At 70.5% G+C, this 15,948-nt stretch carries 17 protein-coding genes and 1 tRNA gene; 3 read left to right on the forward strand and 15 right to left on the reverse strand.

What is annotated here, in order from left to right; genetic code table 11:
* Positions 1 to 7: 7 nt before the first annotated feature.
* The 6 genes from QOL15_RS11315 to QOL15_RS11340 all read right to left on the reverse strand — a co-directional run bounded on the left by QOL15_RS11315 (position 8) and on the right by QOL15_RS11340 (position 6,407).
* The gene (locus tag QOL15_RS11315) at positions 8 to 946 is read right to left on the reverse strand and encodes a hypothetical protein (protein WP_071248529.1); all 939 of its coding nucleotides are present in this window, start codon (positions 944 to 946) and stop codon (positions 8 to 10) included.
* A gap of 77 nt (positions 947 to 1,023) precedes the next feature.
* Positions 1,024 to 1,863 carry a carbohydrate ABC transporter permease gene (locus QOL15_RS11320; RefSeq protein WP_065960812.1) on the reverse strand — a complete coding sequence of 280 codons (840 nt, stop codon included), beginning with the start codon at positions 1,861 to 1,863 and terminating at the stop codon, positions 1,024 to 1,026.
* On the reverse strand, positions 1,856 to 2,851 hold the full coding sequence (locus tag QOL15_RS11325; RefSeq protein ID WP_139197544.1) for a carbohydrate ABC transporter permease: 996 nt from the start codon (positions 2,849 to 2,851) through the stop codon (positions 1,856 to 1,858). Before QOL15_RS11325 ends, QOL15_RS11320 begins: the two co-directional genes overlap by 8 nt.
* A 242-nt stretch (positions 2,852 to 3,093) precedes the next feature.
* A complete protein-coding gene (locus QOL15_RS11330) occupies positions 3,094 to 4,398 on the reverse strand; it encodes an ABC transporter substrate-binding protein (RefSeq protein WP_065960810.1) in 1,305 nt (434 codons plus the stop codon).
* Positions 4,399 to 4,512: 114 nt separating this feature from the next.
* Entirely contained in the window at positions 4,513 to 5,664 is a 1,152-nt protein-coding gene (locus QOL15_RS11335; RefSeq protein ID WP_071248533.1) for a Gfo/Idh/MocA family protein, read from the reverse strand.
* Entirely contained in the window at positions 5,661 to 6,407 is a 747-nt protein-coding gene (locus tag QOL15_RS11340; protein ID WP_071248536.1) for a sugar phosphate isomerase/epimerase, read from the reverse strand. The genes QOL15_RS11335 and QOL15_RS11340 overlap by 4 nt, the downstream gene beginning before the upstream one ends.
* A 144-nt stretch (positions 6,408 to 6,551) precedes the next feature.
* On the opposite strand from QOL15_RS11340, the gene QOL15_RS11345 reads away from it, so the two are divergent.
* Both QOL15_RS11345 and QOL15_RS11350 read left to right on the forward strand, forming a co-directional pair.
* Positions 6,552 to 7,763, forward strand: a complete 1,212-nt coding sequence (locus tag QOL15_RS11345; RefSeq protein WP_171898724.1) for an ROK family transcriptional regulator — start codon at positions 6,552 to 6,554, stop codon at positions 7,761 to 7,763.
* Positions 7,764 to 8,146: 383 nt separating this feature from the next.
* The gene (locus QOL15_RS11350) at positions 8,147 to 8,704 is read left to right on the forward strand and encodes a YqaJ viral recombinase family protein (RefSeq protein WP_065960835.1); all 558 of its coding nucleotides are present in this window, start codon (positions 8,147 to 8,149) and stop codon (positions 8,702 to 8,704) included.
* A gap of 79 nt (positions 8,705 to 8,783) precedes the next feature.
* On the opposite strand, the gene QOL15_RS11355 is transcribed toward QOL15_RS11350, so the two are convergent.
* From QOL15_RS11355 to QOL15_RS11380, 6 genes are all read right to left on the reverse strand, one after another.
* Positions 8,784 to 9,392 (reverse strand): Pr6Pr family membrane protein, encoded by a 609-nt coding sequence (locus QOL15_RS11355; protein ID WP_071248542.1) that lies wholly within the window; start codon positions 9,390 to 9,392, stop codon positions 8,784 to 8,786.
* A gap of 93 nt (positions 9,393 to 9,485) precedes the next feature.
* Positions 9,486 to 10,175, reverse strand: a complete 690-nt coding sequence (rplA, locus tag QOL15_RS11360; protein ID WP_065960804.1) for a 50S ribosomal protein L1 — start codon at positions 10,173 to 10,175, stop codon at positions 9,486 to 9,488.
* 84 nt (positions 10,176 to 10,259) lie between these two features.
* Positions 10,260 to 10,691 carry a 50S ribosomal protein L11 gene (rplK, locus tag QOL15_RS11365; protein WP_017888638.1) on the reverse strand — a complete coding sequence of 144 codons (432 nt, stop codon included), beginning with the start codon at positions 10,689 to 10,691 and terminating at the stop codon, positions 10,260 to 10,262.
* 139 nt (positions 10,692 to 10,830) lie between these two features.
* Positions 10,831 to 11,883: a transcription termination/antitermination protein NusG gene (gene nusG, locus QOL15_RS11370; protein ID WP_071248545.1), complete on the reverse strand. Its 1,053-nt coding sequence runs from the start codon at positions 11,881 to 11,883 to the stop codon at positions 10,831 to 10,833.
* Positions 11,884 to 12,032: 149 nt separating this feature from the next.
* Entirely contained in the window at positions 12,033 to 12,317 is a 285-nt protein-coding gene (secE, locus tag QOL15_RS11375; protein WP_139197545.1) for a preprotein translocase subunit SecE, read from the reverse strand.
* A gap of 14 nt (positions 12,318 to 12,331) precedes the next feature.
* Positions 12,332 to 12,404: transfer RNA gene (locus QOL15_RS11380), tRNA-Trp, on the reverse strand.
* A gap of 236 nt (positions 12,405 to 12,640) precedes the next feature.
* On the opposite strand from QOL15_RS11380, the gene QOL15_RS11385 reads away from it, so the two are divergent.
* Positions 12,641 to 13,822, forward strand: a complete 1,182-nt coding sequence (locus QOL15_RS11385; protein ID WP_071248586.1) for a pyridoxal phosphate-dependent aminotransferase — start codon at positions 12,641 to 12,643, stop codon at positions 13,820 to 13,822.
* Positions 13,823 to 13,952: 130 nt separating this feature from the next.
* Here QOL15_RS11385 and QOL15_RS11390 read toward each other — a convergent pair whose 3' ends face one another.
* From QOL15_RS11390 to QOL15_RS11400, 3 genes are read right to left on the reverse strand one after another with little or no spacing between them, the layout of a single operon-like run.
* Positions 13,953 to 14,984 carry a UDP-N-acetylmuramate dehydrogenase gene (locus QOL15_RS11390; protein ID WP_071245727.1) on the reverse strand — a complete coding sequence of 344 codons (1,032 nt, stop codon included), beginning with the start codon at positions 14,982 to 14,984 and terminating at the stop codon, positions 13,953 to 13,955.
* Complete coding sequence (locus QOL15_RS11395) at positions 14,981 to 15,403, reverse strand: MaoC/PaaZ C-terminal domain-containing protein (RefSeq protein WP_065960794.1); 423 nt, start codon at positions 15,401 to 15,403, stop codon at positions 14,981 to 14,983. The genes QOL15_RS11390 and QOL15_RS11395 overlap by 4 nt, the downstream gene beginning before the upstream one ends.
* Positions 15,400 to 15,849, reverse strand: coding sequence for a MaoC family dehydratase N-terminal domain-containing protein (locus tag QOL15_RS11400; protein ID WP_065960793.1), 450 nt, complete (start codon positions 15,847 to 15,849; stop codon positions 15,400 to 15,402). Before QOL15_RS11400 ends, QOL15_RS11395 begins: the two co-directional genes overlap by 4 nt.
* Positions 15,850 to 15,948: the final 99 nt, after the last annotated feature.

Below are 15,948 nucleotides of genomic sequence, written 5' to 3' on the forward strand. Positions count from 1 at the left end.
GGCCGTCCTACCCCGCGACCGGGTAGTCGCAGTACGCGAACCACGTCGAGTCCGGCGACCACGGCGGCACGTTCACGGTGCCCTGACCCCCGTCGAGCACCACGAGCGTCTCCGGCACCACGGCGATCCGGGCACCGCGGACGAGCGACCCGGGCAGCAGCCGGAGCTCGACCCGGTGGTCGGCGGGGTGCCCCTGGACGCCGGGCTCGTACGACAGGTACAGCAGGTGCGCACCGTCCGGTGACAGGTGCGGGAACCAGTCGACCCGGTCGTCGGCCGTGATCCGCACCGGGTCCCCGCCGTCGAGCCGGACGGCCGCGAGCTGCGCGGTGCCCGGCGTGAACCGCTCGGTGTTCCACAGGACCGTCCCGCCGTCGGGCGTGACCGTGCAGCCGTCGTCCGGGTGTCCGTCGCGCGTCAGGAAGGTCGGCTCGCCCGTGGCCGGGTCGACGAGGGCGACGTCGGTGGTCCAGACGCCGTCCTCGGACAGCTCCCCCACGATCGCGGCGAGCGACGACCCGTCGGGGGCGATGCCGTGCAGGTAGAACTTCCGGCGCACGGGGAGCGCCGCGGCGACGTCGGTGATGCGGGTGCTCGGTCCGCCGTCGGGCAGCGGCACGCGGTACAGCTCGCCGTCGCGGGCGCTCACCACGACGGAGCCGCCCGCCGGGTCGAGCACGTGGTCGTTGTTGATCTCGTCGACGCCGTCCATCGGCACACGGACCAACGCGGTCTCGTCGAGCACGGTGCCGTCGTCGGGCAGCCGGAGCAGCCACAGGTCGCCGTCGCCGTTCAGCACGAGCGTCCGTTCGTCGAGCACGTTCGGCGCCTCGACGAGCAGTGACGACGACGCGAACACGAGCCGGCTGGTCCGCGACGCCAGGTCGTACACGTGCACGCGGCTGGTCTGTCCGGGCAGCAGCTGCCGCCCTCGGGTCCCGGTCATGGTTCCATCCTCTCCGGACGTGCGAGAGCGACGGCCGCGGCGGTGGACGCCGGGGCCGTCGCTCCTGCGAGGGGGTGCTACTTGACCGCGCCCGCGGTCAGGCCGGCGACGAACTGCCGCTGCACGATGAGGAACGCGATCACGACCGGGATCGAGACGACCAGCGAGGCCGCCATGATCTGGTTCCAGTACACGTTCGTCTGCGTCGAGTACTGCTGCAGGCCGTTCGCCAGCAGCTGCCCGTCGCCGTTCGTCATGACCGAGGCGAACAGCACCTCACCCCACGCCGTCATGAACGAGTAGATGCCGACCGCGACCAGACCCGGTCGGGCCGACGGCAGGATCACGCGGAACAGCGCGCCCATCGGGCCGGATCCGTCGACCATCGCGGCCTCGTCGAGCTCGCGCGGGATGGTCTCGAAGTAGCCGGACAGCATCCAGATCGAGAACGGCAGCGTGAACGTCAGGTACGTGATGATCAGGCCGAGCCACGAGCCGACCAGCTGGATGCCGAGGGCGTTGCCGAGGTTCGTGAAGATGAGGAACAGCGGCAGCAGGAACAGCACGCCGGGGAACATCTGGGTGGAGAGCACCGCGGTGGTGAAGGTGCTCTTGCCCTTGAAGTTCCAGCGCGAGACGCCGTACGCCGCGAACGTCGCGATGACGAGCGAGAACAGCGTCGCGACGGTGCAGACGACCAGCGAGTTGACGAAGTACTTCGCCAGCGGGACGGTCGACCACATGTCGATGAACGGCTGGAAGGTGATGTTCGTCGGGATCCACGTGAAGTCGTTCTGCACGTCGCCGAGCGGCTTCATGGCCGTCGTGATCATGACGTAGAGCGGGACGACGGTGAAGAGCGTCAGCAGGACGATCGTGATGATCTTGAACGACTTGGCGCCGAGTGTCTCACGCACGGACGGACCTCCGGTTGGTCACGGCGAGGTAGATGCCCGTGACGATGAGCAGGAAGATGAGGAGCAGGACGCTCATCGCGGCGCCGGAGCCGAAGTTCCAGGTGATGAACGACGCGTTGTAGATGTGGAAGCTGAGCAGGTCGGCTGCCGGCGGCTGCGCGGTCGAGCCGAACAGCACGAACGGCGTGTTGAAGTCGTTGAACGTCCAGAGGAACATCACGAGCACGAGCGTCACGTTGACCGGGCGGACCATCGGCAGCGTGATCGAACGCCACTGGCGGAACGGCTTCGCACCGTCGACCGACGCGGCCTCGTAGACGTCGTTCGGCACGGACTGCAGGCCGGCCATGAGCATGAGGAAGGCGAACGGCCAGGTCTTCCAGATCGCCACGACGACGACCGAGACGAAGGCGTTGGACCCGATCAGCCAGAACGGCGCCTGGCCCCCGAACAAACCGAGCTGGTCGACCAGGATGTGGTTCACCGCACCCGAGTCGCGCTGGAACATGAACTTCCAGGTGATGACCCCGGCGTACATCGGCAGCGCGTACGGCACGAGGAAGAGCGTGCGGAACAGGCCCCGGCCCTTGAACGGCTTCTGCAGCGCGACCGCGGCGGCCATGCCGAACGTCCACGACAGCGCGACCACCAGGAGCGTGAAGCCGCAGGTGATCAGGAAGGAGTTGAGCACGCCCTTGCCGATGGCCTGGTCGAAGTCGATCGCGACCTGGTAGTTGCGCAGCCCGGCGAAGGGTGCCGCGCCCCAGTTGGCGATGAAGTACTTGGTGAGCTGGATGAACGAGATCCAGATGCCGGTGACCATCGGCACGATGTGGATGAGCAGCTCGAACAGGATCGCCGGTGCGACGAGCGCGTACGGCAACCAGTGACGCTTCGGCTTGCGGGCCGACTGCGGGCCCGACAGCGTCGGACCCTTCGTGTGCGTCAGGTCGATGCGCTCGGAGTCGGGCAGGACCGAGGTGGACATGGGTGGTGGCCTTCCGGCGAGGTGGGGATCGGGTGCGTCGTCCCCCGGACCGTCGGGACGGCTGCGACAGCAGCCGGGCCGACGGCCTGGAGGAACGGCATGCGTGAGCCGATCGGCTCACCCCCGGCGCGTGGCCGGGTGTGGGACCGCTGGTGCGGACCGACGGACGTGCCGCGGGTCACCAGCGAGGGGGCGGAGGCCCGGACGCGTCCTGGCGGACACGATCCGGGCCTCCAGGCGGATCAACCGGCGGCCTGCGAGACCTGGTCCTGCGCCGTCTGCAGCGCAGACTTGATGTCGCTCTCCGACACCGTGGAGCCGGTGGCGATCTTGGCGAACATGTCGTTCATCGCCTTGCCGACCGTCGACTCGAACTGGTCCTCGGCGGGCACCAGCGGGAGCGGCTTCGCCTTGTTGTTGTAGATGTCGAGGAACGTCTTCGTCTGCTCGTCGGTGACCGAGTCGGCAGCCGAGGCGAGCACCGGCAGTGCCGAGTACGGCTTGTCGAGCGTGGCCTGCGTGTCCGCGCTCGTCATGTACTTGACGAACTTGAGCGCGCCGTCCTTGTTCTTCGTGTTCTTGAAGACCGACAGGTTGATGCCGGCCGGGAAGGACGCGATGTCCTTGCCGTCAGCGGTGGTCGGGAAGGGGACGACACCGAACTCGTCGGTGGTCATGCCCTGCGACGTGATGGTGGCGTTCGCGTTGTTCTGCGTCAGCATCATCGCGGCCTTCTTGTTCGCGAAGTCCGAGACCGCCTGCGTGCCGTTGTCGTACTGCGCGTTCGACGGGTTGACGACCTTGTCGGACTGCATCAGGTCGAGGTAGCGCTTGATGCCCTCGACGTTGCCCTTCTCGGTGAAGGTCGGCTTGCCGTCCTTGTCGAACCACTCGCCGCCGTTCTGCGCCGAGGTGATGAACGCGAAGTGCGAGTTCTCGGTGTACGAGCCGCCCGCGATCGTGAAGCCGTACTTGTCGCCCGAGGTGAGCTTCTTCGCGTCGGCGGTGAGGTCCTCCCACGTGGTGGGTGCCTCGAGGCCGGCGTCCTTGAACATCTGCTTGTTGTAGTACAGGCCGTAGGCGAGGCCGTAGAGCGGGACGCTCGTGACGGTCTTGCCGGGGGCGCCACCGGTGGACAGTGCGACCTTGCCGAACTTGTCGGCGCCGCCGATCGCCTTCATCTCCGAGTCACCGAACTCCTGGAAGGCGCCGGTGGCCTGGAGCGAGGTCGCCCAGGTGTTGCCGATGTTCACCACGTCCGGGCCCTGGCCCGAGGTGACGGCGGTCTGGATCTTGTTCTGCAGGTCGTTCCAGCCGATGACCTGGAGGTTCACCTTGATCCCGGTCTCCTTGGTGAACTTCTCGAGCACGGGGGTGAGCACCTCCTTGTCGTTCTGCAGGGAGGTGCCCTGGTTCGACGCCCAGTAGGTGAGCGTCTTCGTGTCGCCGGAGGAACCGGACGACCCGCCGGAGGAGCAGGCCGCCAGGCCGGTCACGGTCAGTGCCGCGGCCGCTGTGATGGCCAGTGCGCGGATGGCAGTGCGCATGACTCTCTACTTTCTCGTCGTTGAGATGGTGCTGAGGGTGGTGCGTGTCGGGTGCTGCTGTGTGCGTGCGGGCCGACGTCGGTGCCGGCCTGCGGCGGTGCGCGCCCCGTCCGGTCAGGACAGGGTCTGCTCCGCGGGGTCCCAGCCCTCGGGGAGGGTCGGGGAGGGCTCGACGGTGCTCTGGACGAGCACCGTCTCGCCACGTTCTGCCGCCTCGGCGATGGAGACCATCACGTCGAGGACGTGGAAGGCGAGGGCACCGGGGACCCGGTTGTCCTGGCCGGCGCGGAGCGAGCGGGCCAGGTCGACCACGCCCGTCCCGCGCGAGTAGGTGGAGCCGACCGCGGGGATCGTCTCGGGCTCCTCGGCGCCGTGCGCGAAGAGCCGGGTGTCGCCGTCGAACTCGTTCGGGTCCGGGAACACGACCGTGCCGGTCTCCCCCGCGACCTCGACGAAGCCGGTCCGGCCGCGGTCCGACTCGAACGAGAAGACGCTCTGGGCGCTCCCGCCGCCCTCGAACTGGATGAGCGCGGAGTGGTTCGTCGGCACGTCGACCGGGAACTCGGTGCCGGCCTTCGGACCCGATCCGATCGTCCGCGTGGCACGGGACTTCGACGCCGTCGCGGTGACCTTCGCCACCGGGCCGAACGCCTGCACGAGGGTCGTGATGTAGTACGGGCCGATGTCGAACAGCGGGCCGGCACCGTACGCGAACAGGAACTCGGGGCTCGGGTGCCACGACTCGGGGCCGGGGCTCTGGAAGAGCGTGAGTCCGTTCAGCGGCGTACCGATCCGACCCTCGCGGATGGTGCGGAGGGCGGTCTGCAGGCCGGCGCCGAGGAACGTGTCCGGGGCGACGCTGACGGTCTTCCCGGCGGCGGCCGCGGCGTCGCGGAGCTGCGCGGCGCTCTCCCGGTCGAGGGCGTAGGGCTTCTCGCCCCACACGTGCTTGCCGGCGGCGAGGGCCTGCAGGGCGACCTCGACGTGGGCGGCCGGGATGGTCAGGTTGACGACGATCTCGATGTCGTCGTCGGCGAGGAGCTCCGCCACCGAGCCGGACCCGGGGACGCCCCACTTCTCGGCCTGTGCGGCGGCGCGGGGCTCGTCGATGTCGGCGATGAACCGGACCTCGAGGTCGGGGAACACCGTGAGGTTCGACAGGTACTGGTCGGAGATGACCCCGGCGCCGATGACGCCGACGCCGACGGGGCCGGTCCGGGTCGCCCCGGCGGCGTGCTGGTCGGCGGTCGTGTCCGTGGCGGTCATGCGCGGGCCCCCTCGAGGAACGTGTAGGAGTCGGCGACGGCCTGCAGGACGTCGCCCTCGTGGTCGTCGAGCTCGACGACGTGCTGCGCGTCGGGCGCCGCGGCGACGATCTCGCGGGTCGGCATGACGCCGTTCCCGACGGCGACCTGCCGCTTGTCGTCGTGCGAGCCGTCGCCGTCCTTGACGTGCAGGAAGCGCACCTTGTCGCCGTACTTCCGGATGACCGCGACCGGGTCGTCCCCGCCGACCGTCACCCAGTAGGTGTCGAGCTCGAGCACGACGTCGTCGGACAGGGCGTCCGCGAAGACCTCGTAGGCCGAGACGCCGTCGATGCGGTTCGAGAACTCGAACGCGTGGTTGTGGTAGCCGAGCACCAGGCCGTGGTCGGCGGCGCGCGGGGCGAGGGCGCTGAGTTCGCGGGCGGCGGCCTCGACGTCCTCGCGCGTCGTCCAGCGCGACTCGTCGATGTGCGGGTCGATCAGGGTGCCGAGGCCGATCGTCGTGCTCGCGTGGAAGATCTGCTCCAGGTCCTGCTCGCCGGCGTCCAGCAGACGGGCGTGGCCGCTCGGGCTCCGGAGGCCGGCCTCGGCCAGGGCGTCGCGGAGGGCCTCGGCGCGGTCGACGAAGCCGAAGGCCTCGACGTCGGTGTAGCCGATGGCCGCGATGCGCTGGAGCGTGCCGAGCAGGTCCGCCGAGAGGGCGTCCCGCACGGTGTAGAGCTGGACCGACAGGGGTTGGGTCACCGGGTGTTCTCCTCGTCGAGATGATGGATCGTCGCTGATCGAGCGTCACACTATGACCACCTTCTGTCGGCGGTCAAGCAAAAGTTGCAACCGCTTCGACGAGGTTCGTTGCGTGGCGCGTTCGAACTGTGGTTCACTCCCGACATGGTCGACTTGACACGGACGGCAGCGTCGCCTCCGGTCGGGACGAGCGAGCTCTTCCAGATCCTCCGCGACGGTGTGCCGCGGACGCGCGCCGAGCTCGCCGCCCTGACGGGACTCGCACGCTCGACGATCGCCGTGCGCCTCGACGCGCTCATCGACGTCGGCCTCGTCGGCCCGGTGCACACCGCCGCGTCGACCGGCGGGCGTCCCCCCGCCCAGGTCGCGCTCGTCCCGCGGGCCCGGCTCGTCGTCGCCGCCGACCTCGGCGCCTCGCACGGCCGCGTCGCCGTGACCGACCTGGTCGCCACCCCCCTCGCCACCCGCGAGGCCGCCGTCGACATCGCCGCCGGCCCCGTGCCCACCCTGACCTGGCTGGTCGAGACGATCGACGACCTGCTCGACGAGGTCGGTCGGTCCCGCGAGGACGTCGTCGCGATCGGCATCGGCGTGCCCGGGCCGGTCGAGTTCTCGACCGGCCGCCCCGCGAACCCGCCGATCATGCCCGGGTGGGACGGCTTCGACGTGCCCGCGTGGCTGCACGACCACGTCCCCGCGCACGTCCTGCTCGACAACGACGTGAACATCGCCGCCCTCGGGGAGCGCCAGCACGGCTGGCCCGACGTCGACCACCTGCTCTTCGTCAAGGTCGCCACCGGCATCGGCTCGGGCATCGTCTCGGACGGCGAGCTCCAGCGTGGCGCGCAGGGCACCGCGGGGGACATCGGCCACGTCCGGGTGTCCCGAGCCGGCGACGTCCCGTGCCACTGCGGCAACACCGGCTGCCTCGAGGCGGTCGCGTCCGGTCCGGCCATCGCCCGGGCGCTCCGCGCCAAGGGCCACGACGTGCACACCAGCGGCGACGTCATCGACCTCGTCAACCGCGCCGAGCTCGACGCCATCGGTGCGGTGCGACAGGCCGGACGGGACATCGGCGAGGTCCTCGCCACGTGCGTCTCGCTGATGAACCCCTCGGTGATCGCGCTCGGCGGCTCGATCACCCGTGCCGGGGAGCACCTGCTCGCCGGCGTCCGCGAGGTCGTCTACTCCCGCTCGATGCCGCTCGCCACCGAACACCTCGTCATCGCGCAGTCCCGTGCCGGCTCGTTCGCTGCGCTGCAGGGGGCCGCGGCGCTCGCGATCGGGTACGCCCTCTCGCCCGCGGGCGTCGACGAGCTCGTCACCTTCGCCGAGGGCCGGGCGCTCGTCTCCTGACCGAGGTCCCGTCCGTCACGGTCCCGTCCGCTCACGGTCCCGTCCGCTCACGGCGGACCACCCAGGCGTCGAGGCGCGTCGGTTCGCGTCCTGTCGGCGTGCGGGGTGACAATCGTACGGTGACGATCGTGCAGCCCACCCTGTGGGGCGACCTGGACCCGGGCTTCGACCCGGTCGTCCCGGCACCCCGCGGGTCGACTCCGTCGTTCCGGCCCGCCCCCACCCCCGGCCTGGAGGCGCGTCACACCGCCGCCACGCCCCGCACGGCCGACGCGTCCACCGCCACCGTCCCGTCGGGTACGGCCGCCGCCGCCCCGTCCGGCGCCCCCGCCGCGACTGCGGCGCACGACGCGTTCACCGCGCTCCGTGGACACACCGAGCGGATCGTCGCGCACTCATCGGACCGCGTCGCCTGGCTCCGCGCCCGCGCGATGGGGATCACCGCGACCGACGTCGCCCGCCTCGCCTCGCTCCGCGCGGTCGAGGCCGTCGTCACCGACAAGCGGTACGGGTCACGGTTCTCGGGCAACGCGTACACCGAGCACGGCAAGGACCGCGAACCGGCGATCGCCGCGTGGGTGGCCGCGACGCACGGCATCCAGCCCTCGGCGCACCTGTTCCACGCCAGCACGAACCGCGCGCACCTCGCCACCCCGGACGGGGTCGGCCTCGACGGTTCGCAGCGGCTCGTCCTCGCCGAGATCAAGACGACGGGCAAGGGCTGGCGGAGCATCCCCCGGCACTACCTCCGGCAGGTCTGGTGGCAGCAGTACGTGCTCGGGGCCGACCGCACGCTGTTCGTCTGGGAGCGCCACGACGACTTCGTGCCCGTGGCCGACGAGCCGGAGTGCCGCTGGGTCGACCGCGACGACGACCAGATCCGCGGCCTCGTGCAGCTCGCCGACATGGTCCTCGACAAGCTCCGCGCCTTCCGCGTCTAGGTCCGGCCGGGCCCGACACCACCGCACCACCGCACCACCGCACCACCGCACCACGCTGCCGGCCGCGCTGGGTTCCCGGCTACACCCGCACCAGACGGAGCCGGCTCATCCCCACGACCAGGATGCCCATCAGGCCGATGAACACCGCGACGCCGAGGCAGTACAGCGCGACGACGCCGTACCCGAGCGACGGGTCCAGGAACGGGTACGGCACCCACCCGTCGGTCGCCCCTCGGACCAGCACGACGCCGAGCCAGACCGCCGGGTAGAGCAGGAACCACCACACGTGCCGGAGCAGCAGCCGGGCCCGGTCCGAGAACAGCAGCCAGTCGAGCACCACGTACAGCGGGATCCACCGGTGCAGCAGGTCGTTCGACCACGGCACGGTGTTCTCGACCGCCGCGCCGACGAGCAGGGTGTTGTAGACGACCCCGGTCGTGGCGATGTACACCGTCGCCGCGCCCCGGATCCCGCTGAGCAGGAGGGCCGAGCGCTTCTGCCGGGCCGTCGCGACGAGGGTCGCCGCGAACGCCACTCCGACGAACACGTTCGACTGGATGGTGAAGTACCCGAAGAAGTCGAACGGCGAGTAGTCGGGCGCCCGCATGCTCACGAGCCACTGCCCGAGGATCGCGGCGACCACGGCGATGACGACGATCAGCCGGAGGGAGTTGACGAGGGTCCGCACCCGACCACGCTATCCGGACACGATGCCCGACACGCAGGAGGGCCCGCACCGTTCCCGGTGCGGGCCCTCCTGGTGGATCGGTCGATCAGTCGATCAGATCGCGTTGACGTCGAGCGGGATGCCCGGGCCGAAGGTCGTCGAGACGGCGCCCTTCATGACGTAGCGACCCTTCGAGGCGCTCGGCTTGAGGCGCACGATCTCCTCGAGCGCGGTCGAGATGTTCTCGTCGAGCTGCTCCGGCGTGAACGAGGCCTTGCCGACGACGAAGTGCACGTTGGCGTGCTTGTCGACGCGGAACTCGATCTTGCCGCCCTTGATGTCGTTGACGGCCTGCGCGACGTTCGGGGTCACGGTGCCGGTCTTCGGGTTCGGCATGAGGCCACGCGGGCCGAGCACCTTTCCGAGACGACCGACCTTGCCCATGAGGTCCGGGGTCGCGACGGCGGAGTCGAAGGCGGTGTAGCCCTCGGCGACCTTCGCGATGAGCTCGTCGCCACCGACCTCGTCGGCACCGGCGGCGATGGCGGCCTCAGCCGCAGCGCCCACGGCGAAGACGATGACGCGGGCGGTCTTGCCCGTGCCGTGCGGCAGGATGACCGTGCCGCGGACCATCTGGTCGGCCTTGCGGGGGTCGACGCCGAGCTTGAGCGCGACCTCGATGGTCGAGTCGGTCTTGGCCGAGCCGGTCTCCTTCGCGAGGGCGACTGCCTCGCTCGGGGTGTAGAACTTGTCGGCCTCGATCTTCGCGGCCGCGGCCTGGTAGGCCTTGGACTTCTTCGCCATGGTGTTCTCCTTGCAGAGCTACGTGGTTGACGAGCCGGCGAGGCTCTCCCACGGAAGGGGTCGGGGTGTGTGGTGCAGGGAGGCTCAGGCCTCGACCGTGATGCCCATCGAACGCGCGGTGCCGGCGATGATCTTCGCGGCCTGCTCGATGTCGTTGGCGTTCAGGTCGGCCTGCTTCGTCTCGGCGATCTGACGGACCTGGTCCATCGAGATCTTCGCGACCTTGACCGTGTGCGGGGTCGAGGACCCCTTCTGCACACCCGCAGCCTTCTTGATGAGCTCGGCGGCCGGCGGGGTCTTGAGGACGAACGTGAACGAACGGTCCTCGTAGACGGTGATCTCGACCGGCACGACGTTGCCACGCTGCGACTCGGTCGCCGCGTTGTACGCCTTGCAGAACTCCATGATGTTCACGCCGTGCTGACCGAGCGCCGGACCGATCGGCGGGGCCGGGTTGGCGGCGCCCGCGTTGATCTGCAGCTTGATCAGGCCCGTGACCTTCTTCTTCGGTGCCATGTTTCGCTTTCCTCCTGGAATCGAACGCACGGGGACCCGTGCACTCTCCCGCTGGCCCGGCGGATCCGGACCGCGGTGAAGCCCCGCACGCTCAGCGTGCGGGGCCAAACCTGTTCAGTGTACCCGACGGGTACAGGGGCTAGAGCTTGGTGACCTGGTCGAAGCTCAGCTCGACCGGCGTCTCGCGCTCGAAGAGCGAGACGAGGACCGTGAGCTTGCCGCTCTCCGGCTTGATCTCGGAGATCGATCCCGGCAGACCCGCGAACGAGCCCTCCTTGATGGTGATCGTCTCGCCGACCTCGAAGTCGACCTCGGCCTGCGGCTGCGCCTGCGCACCGCCGGACTTGCCGCCGCCCTTGGTGGGCGCGGCGTCGGCGACCTGGACGAGGGACTTCAGCATGCCGAAGGCCTCGTCGAAGCGGAGCGGGGTCGGGTTGTGCGCGTTGCCGACGAAGCCGGTGACGCCCGGAGTGTGCCGGACGACCGACCAGGAGTCCTCGTTGAGGTCCATGCGGACGAGCACGTACGAGGGGATGCGCACGCGGGTGACGAGCTTGCGCTGGCCGTTCTTGATCTCGACGACGTCCTCCATGGGGACCTCGACCTGGTAGATCGAGTCCTCCATCGACATCGAGACCATGCGGTTCTCGATGTTCGACTTCACGCGGCGCTCGAAGCCCGCGTAGGAGTGGATGACGTACCACTTGCCCGGCTTCATCCGGAGCTCGGCCTTGAAGGCGTCGTACGGGTCGACCTCGGCCTCGGCCTCGTCCTCGTCCTCGAGCGCGTCGGCTGCCTCGTCGGCGGCGAGCGTCTCGTTGGCCTCGGCCGCGGTGGCGTCCTCGAGCTCGGTCTCTTCCTCGTCCTCGACGGCCTCGACGGCGGCCTCGGCCTCGTCGGGGGTGTCGATCTCGAGGGCGTCGTCGACGACGGCGTCCGCCTCGGGGTCACGGGCTTCCTGCAGGGCGGTGAGCGCCTCGTCGATCGAGGTGTCGACGGTGCCGTCGTCCGGCTCGTCGCTCAGCCCGAGGGACTCGTCGTCCTCGTCCTCGACGGAGATCGCACGCTCCTCGGCCGACTCGACCGAACGGCCCTCGGCGGTCTCGACGTCGCCTTCCTGGTTCTCCTCGACCTCGGAGGACTGCTCAGCAGCCGTGGCGAGGTCGATGTCGTCGCGGGAGTAGTCAGACACTGCGGTTCTTTCCGTTCGGTGGTGCGGATCGGTGGTGCGGTCGGATCGCTTCGCGTCCGGCGCCGTCTCGGGTGACCGTACTCCTGTCGGAAGCCGCGGAGGCCAGCCGACGCCCGAGTCGCCCGGAGGCGGTCCGGGCGGTGCCGGGGTCAGACCGTCGGACCGTTGCCGAAGACGTAGCCGACGCCGAGGCCGAACACGAAGTCGAGGATCGACACCAGGATCATCATCACGATCACGAAGATCAGGACGACGCCGGTGTAGCTGAAGAGCTCCTTGCGCGTCGGCGTGACGACCTTGCGGAGTTCGCCGATGACCTGGCGGATGAAGAGGGCGATGGCAGCGAAGGGGCCACCGCGTGCGGCGCGGTCGGCCTTCGCCTTCGCGACGACGTCGTCCGCCGTCGTTTCCATGTCCTTGCTCGCCAACTTCACACCTTCCAGACTTGCAGGGCGGACAGGACTCGAACCTGCAACCTGCGGTTTTGGAGACCGCTGCTCTACCAATTGAGCCACCGCCCTAGGGAGACGATCCCTGTGGGATCCCCCGCGGTGCCGGCACGCTGGGCGTTCCGTGCACCGGTGGTCGAGTGTACGGGAGTCCGTCACACGCTGTCCACTCGGGGCGGTGCCCCGGCGTGCCGCGCCGGTAGGCTGGCGCCGTGAGCACCGCAGCCCCCGGCCCCGAGTCCACCGCCCCCGAGTCCGCCCGCCACGGGTCCGACCACAGCCCTGCCGCTGCCGCCGACCGGCCGCGCATCGCGAGCCGGATCGCCGCGATCGCCGAATCGGCGACGCTCAAGGTGGACGCGAAGGCCAAGGCGCTCAAGGCCGCCGGCCGCCCGGTCATCTCCTTCGCCGCGGGCGAGCCGGACTTCGCGACGCCGCAGCACGTGGTCGACGCCGCGGTCGCCGCTGCCCAGGACCCGGCCAACCACCGCTACACGCCCGCGACCGGTCTGCCGGAGCTCAAGCGCGCCGTCGCCGACAAGACCGCGCGCGAGTCCGGCATCGCCGTCGACCCCGCACAGGTGATCGTGACGAACGGCGGCAAGCAGGCCGTGTACCAGGCGTTCCAGACCGTCGTCGACGACGGCGACGAGGTCCTGCTCCCCGCGCCGTACTGGACGACCTACCCCGAGGCGATCCGGCTCGCGGGCGGTACCCCGGTCGAGGTCTTCGCCGGCAGCGACCAGGAGTACCTCGTCACGGTCGAGCAGCTCGAGGCGGCGCGCACCCCGCGCACGAAGGCCCTGCTCTTCTGCTCACCCTCGAACCCGACCGGCTCGGTGTACTCCGCCGAGCAGACGAAGGCCATCGGCGAGTGGGCGCTCGAGCACGGCATCTGGGTGATCAGCGACGAGATCTACCAGGACCTCGTGTACGACGGCGTCCGGTTCACCGGCATCCTCGACGCGGTCCCCGACCTCGCCGACACGACGATCCTCGTGAACGGTGTGGCCAAGACCTACGCGATGACCGGCTGGCGGGTCGGGTGGATGGTCGGCCCCGCCGACGCCGTCAAGGCCGCCTCGAACCTGCAGTCCCACCTGTCGTCGAACGTGTCGAACGTGTCGCAGCGGGCCGCGATCGCCGCCCTGACCGGCCCGACCGAGCCCGTCGAGGCCATGCGCACGGCCTTCGACCGACGTCGGCGCGCCATCGTCGAGGGCCTCAACGCCATCCCGGGCTTCACGACGCCGACCCCGCAGGGTGCCTTCTACGTCTACCCGGACGTCACGGCGCTGCTCGGCCGCGAGTGGGCCGGGTCCACGCCGACGACCACGCTCGAGCTCGCGGACCTGATCCTCGAGCAGGCCGAGGTCGCGGTCGTCCCGGGCGAGGCCTTCGGCCCCTCCGGCTACCTGCGCCTGTCCTACGCACTCGGCGACGACGACATCGCCGAGGGCGTCGCACGCCTGGCACGGCTGTTCTCCTAGTCGCGCACGGCACGTCCCGGCTCCGGACGACACGAGGCGCCCCGCTGCGGCGGGGCGCCTCGTGTCGTCCGGAGCGTCGGTCCGGTCGCGTCGACGGCACGGTGGGTCCGGCCGGGAGGCGCGGACCGCCTCAGTCGGTCAGCTCGCCCACCACCACGGGTTCCGGCACGAGCGTCACGCCGAAGCGGTTGAGGACGGTCACCTGGACGTACCGGGCGAGCTCCGCGACCTGCGCGGCGGTCGCGCCGCCCCGGTTCGTCAGCGCGAGGGTGTGCTTCGTGGACACCGCTGCGCGGGACCCCGGGACCGCGTAGCCGCGGTGCACCCCGGCGTGCTCGATGAGCCACGCCGCGCTGAGCTTCACCTGGTCGCCGGCGGGCCAGCGGGGCGCCTCGGCGGGCAGCGTCTCGGCGAAGGCGGCCGACACGATCGGGTTCGTGAAGAAGGACCCGGCGCTCCAGGTGTCCGGGTCGGCGTCGTCGAGCACCATGCCCTTCGCGCCGCGGAGGCGCAGGACCGTCTCGCGGATCGTCTCCGGCGCCACCGGCGTGCCGAGGTCGACCCCGAGGGAACCGGCGAGCTGGGCGTAGCGGACCGGCACACCCTCCTGCGGCGCCGTGCCGAGCCGGAACTCGACGGCGAGCACGACACCGCGACGGCCGTGCTTGAGCGTCGAGGTGCGGTAGCCGAGCGCCAGCTCGGCCGCGGGCACCCACGTGCGCTCCCCCGTCGACGCGTCGAGGAGGTCGACCGCGGTGAGTACGTCGGACAGCTCGACCCCGTAGGCGCCGATGTTCTGCACGGGGGCGGCACCGACCGTGCCCGGGATGCCGCTGAGGGCCTCCAGGCCGGTCCAGCCGTTCGCGACGGTCGTCGCGACGAACGCGTCCCACGGTTCACCGGCCGCGACGCGGACCGTGACGCCGTCGGCGTCCGTCGACGCGTCGACGCCGCGCGTGCGGACGAGCACGACCGTGCCGTCGAAGCCCGCGTCGGCGACGAGCAGGTTGCTCCCCCCGCCGACGACGAGCCAGTCGTCGTCCTGCCAGGCGTCCCGGACAGCGGCGACGAGCTCGTCGGTCGTGTCCGCGATGCGGAGCGTCGTCGCGGGCCCACCGATGCGGAAGGTCGTGTGGTCGGCGAGACGCGTCGAGACGGTCAGTGGAACACCACCGTGACCTGGGCCTTGCCGAGCACGGTCTGACCGGCCGCGGTGACCGTGAGGTCGATGCGCTGCGGTCGGCCCTCGTCGTCGACGGTGCCGACCTTCGCGACGACGCCGACGGTCGCACCCTGCTCCGGGTCGACGACGACGGGGCGGGTGAAGCGGACGCCGTAGCGCGCGACCCAGCCGCGGTCACCGAGCCACTCGGCGACCGGCTGGACGGCGAGGCCCATCGTGAGCATGCCGTGCGCGAGGACGCCGGGCAACCCGACCGAGGCGGCGACGTCGTCGCGGTAGTGGATGGGGTTGAAGTCACCCGAGGCGCCGGCGTAGCGGACGAGCGCGTCGCGGGTCAGGTGGACCTCGCGCTCGGCGACGACGGTGCCGACCTCGACGGCGGGGACGGAGGCGGTCATGCGTCATCTCCTCGGACGACGAGGGTGGACGTGGCGGTGACGACGTGCGCACCGTCGGCGTCGACCACGGCGGACGCGGCGGTCACCATCGCGTTGCCACCGAGGGTCTTGACGCTCGTGACGGTCAGGGTCGCGGTGAGCTCGTCACCGGCGACGATCGGGCGCTCGTACGCGAACGACTGCTCACCGTGGACGACGCGCGAGAAGTCGATCCCGGCGTCCGGCTCCGCGAGGAGCTGGGCGAGGGTCGCCTCCTGCACGACGACGGCGAACGTCGGCGGAGCGACGACGTCGGCGTACCCGGCGGCGCGGGCAGCCTCGGGGTCGAGGTGGATCGGGTTCGTCGCGAACACGGCGCGCGAGAACTCGCGCACCTTCTCGCGCCCGACGAGGTAGGGCTGGGCCGGCGGGAACGTCCTGCCGACGAGCTCGGGGTTCACTGACACGTGCGGGAGTCTACCGAGCGCCCGCGACACCCGGCCCGGGCCGCAGCTGGAGCCGAGGAGTCGTCGGATATGCTCGGAACGCGACTTCGGGGGAGGTCG

Origin of the sequence: Curtobacterium sp. MCBA15_012 (genome assembly GCF_001864935.2) — a bacterium.
Lineage (GTDB): Bacteria > Actinomycetota > Actinomycetes > Actinomycetales > Microbacteriaceae > Curtobacterium.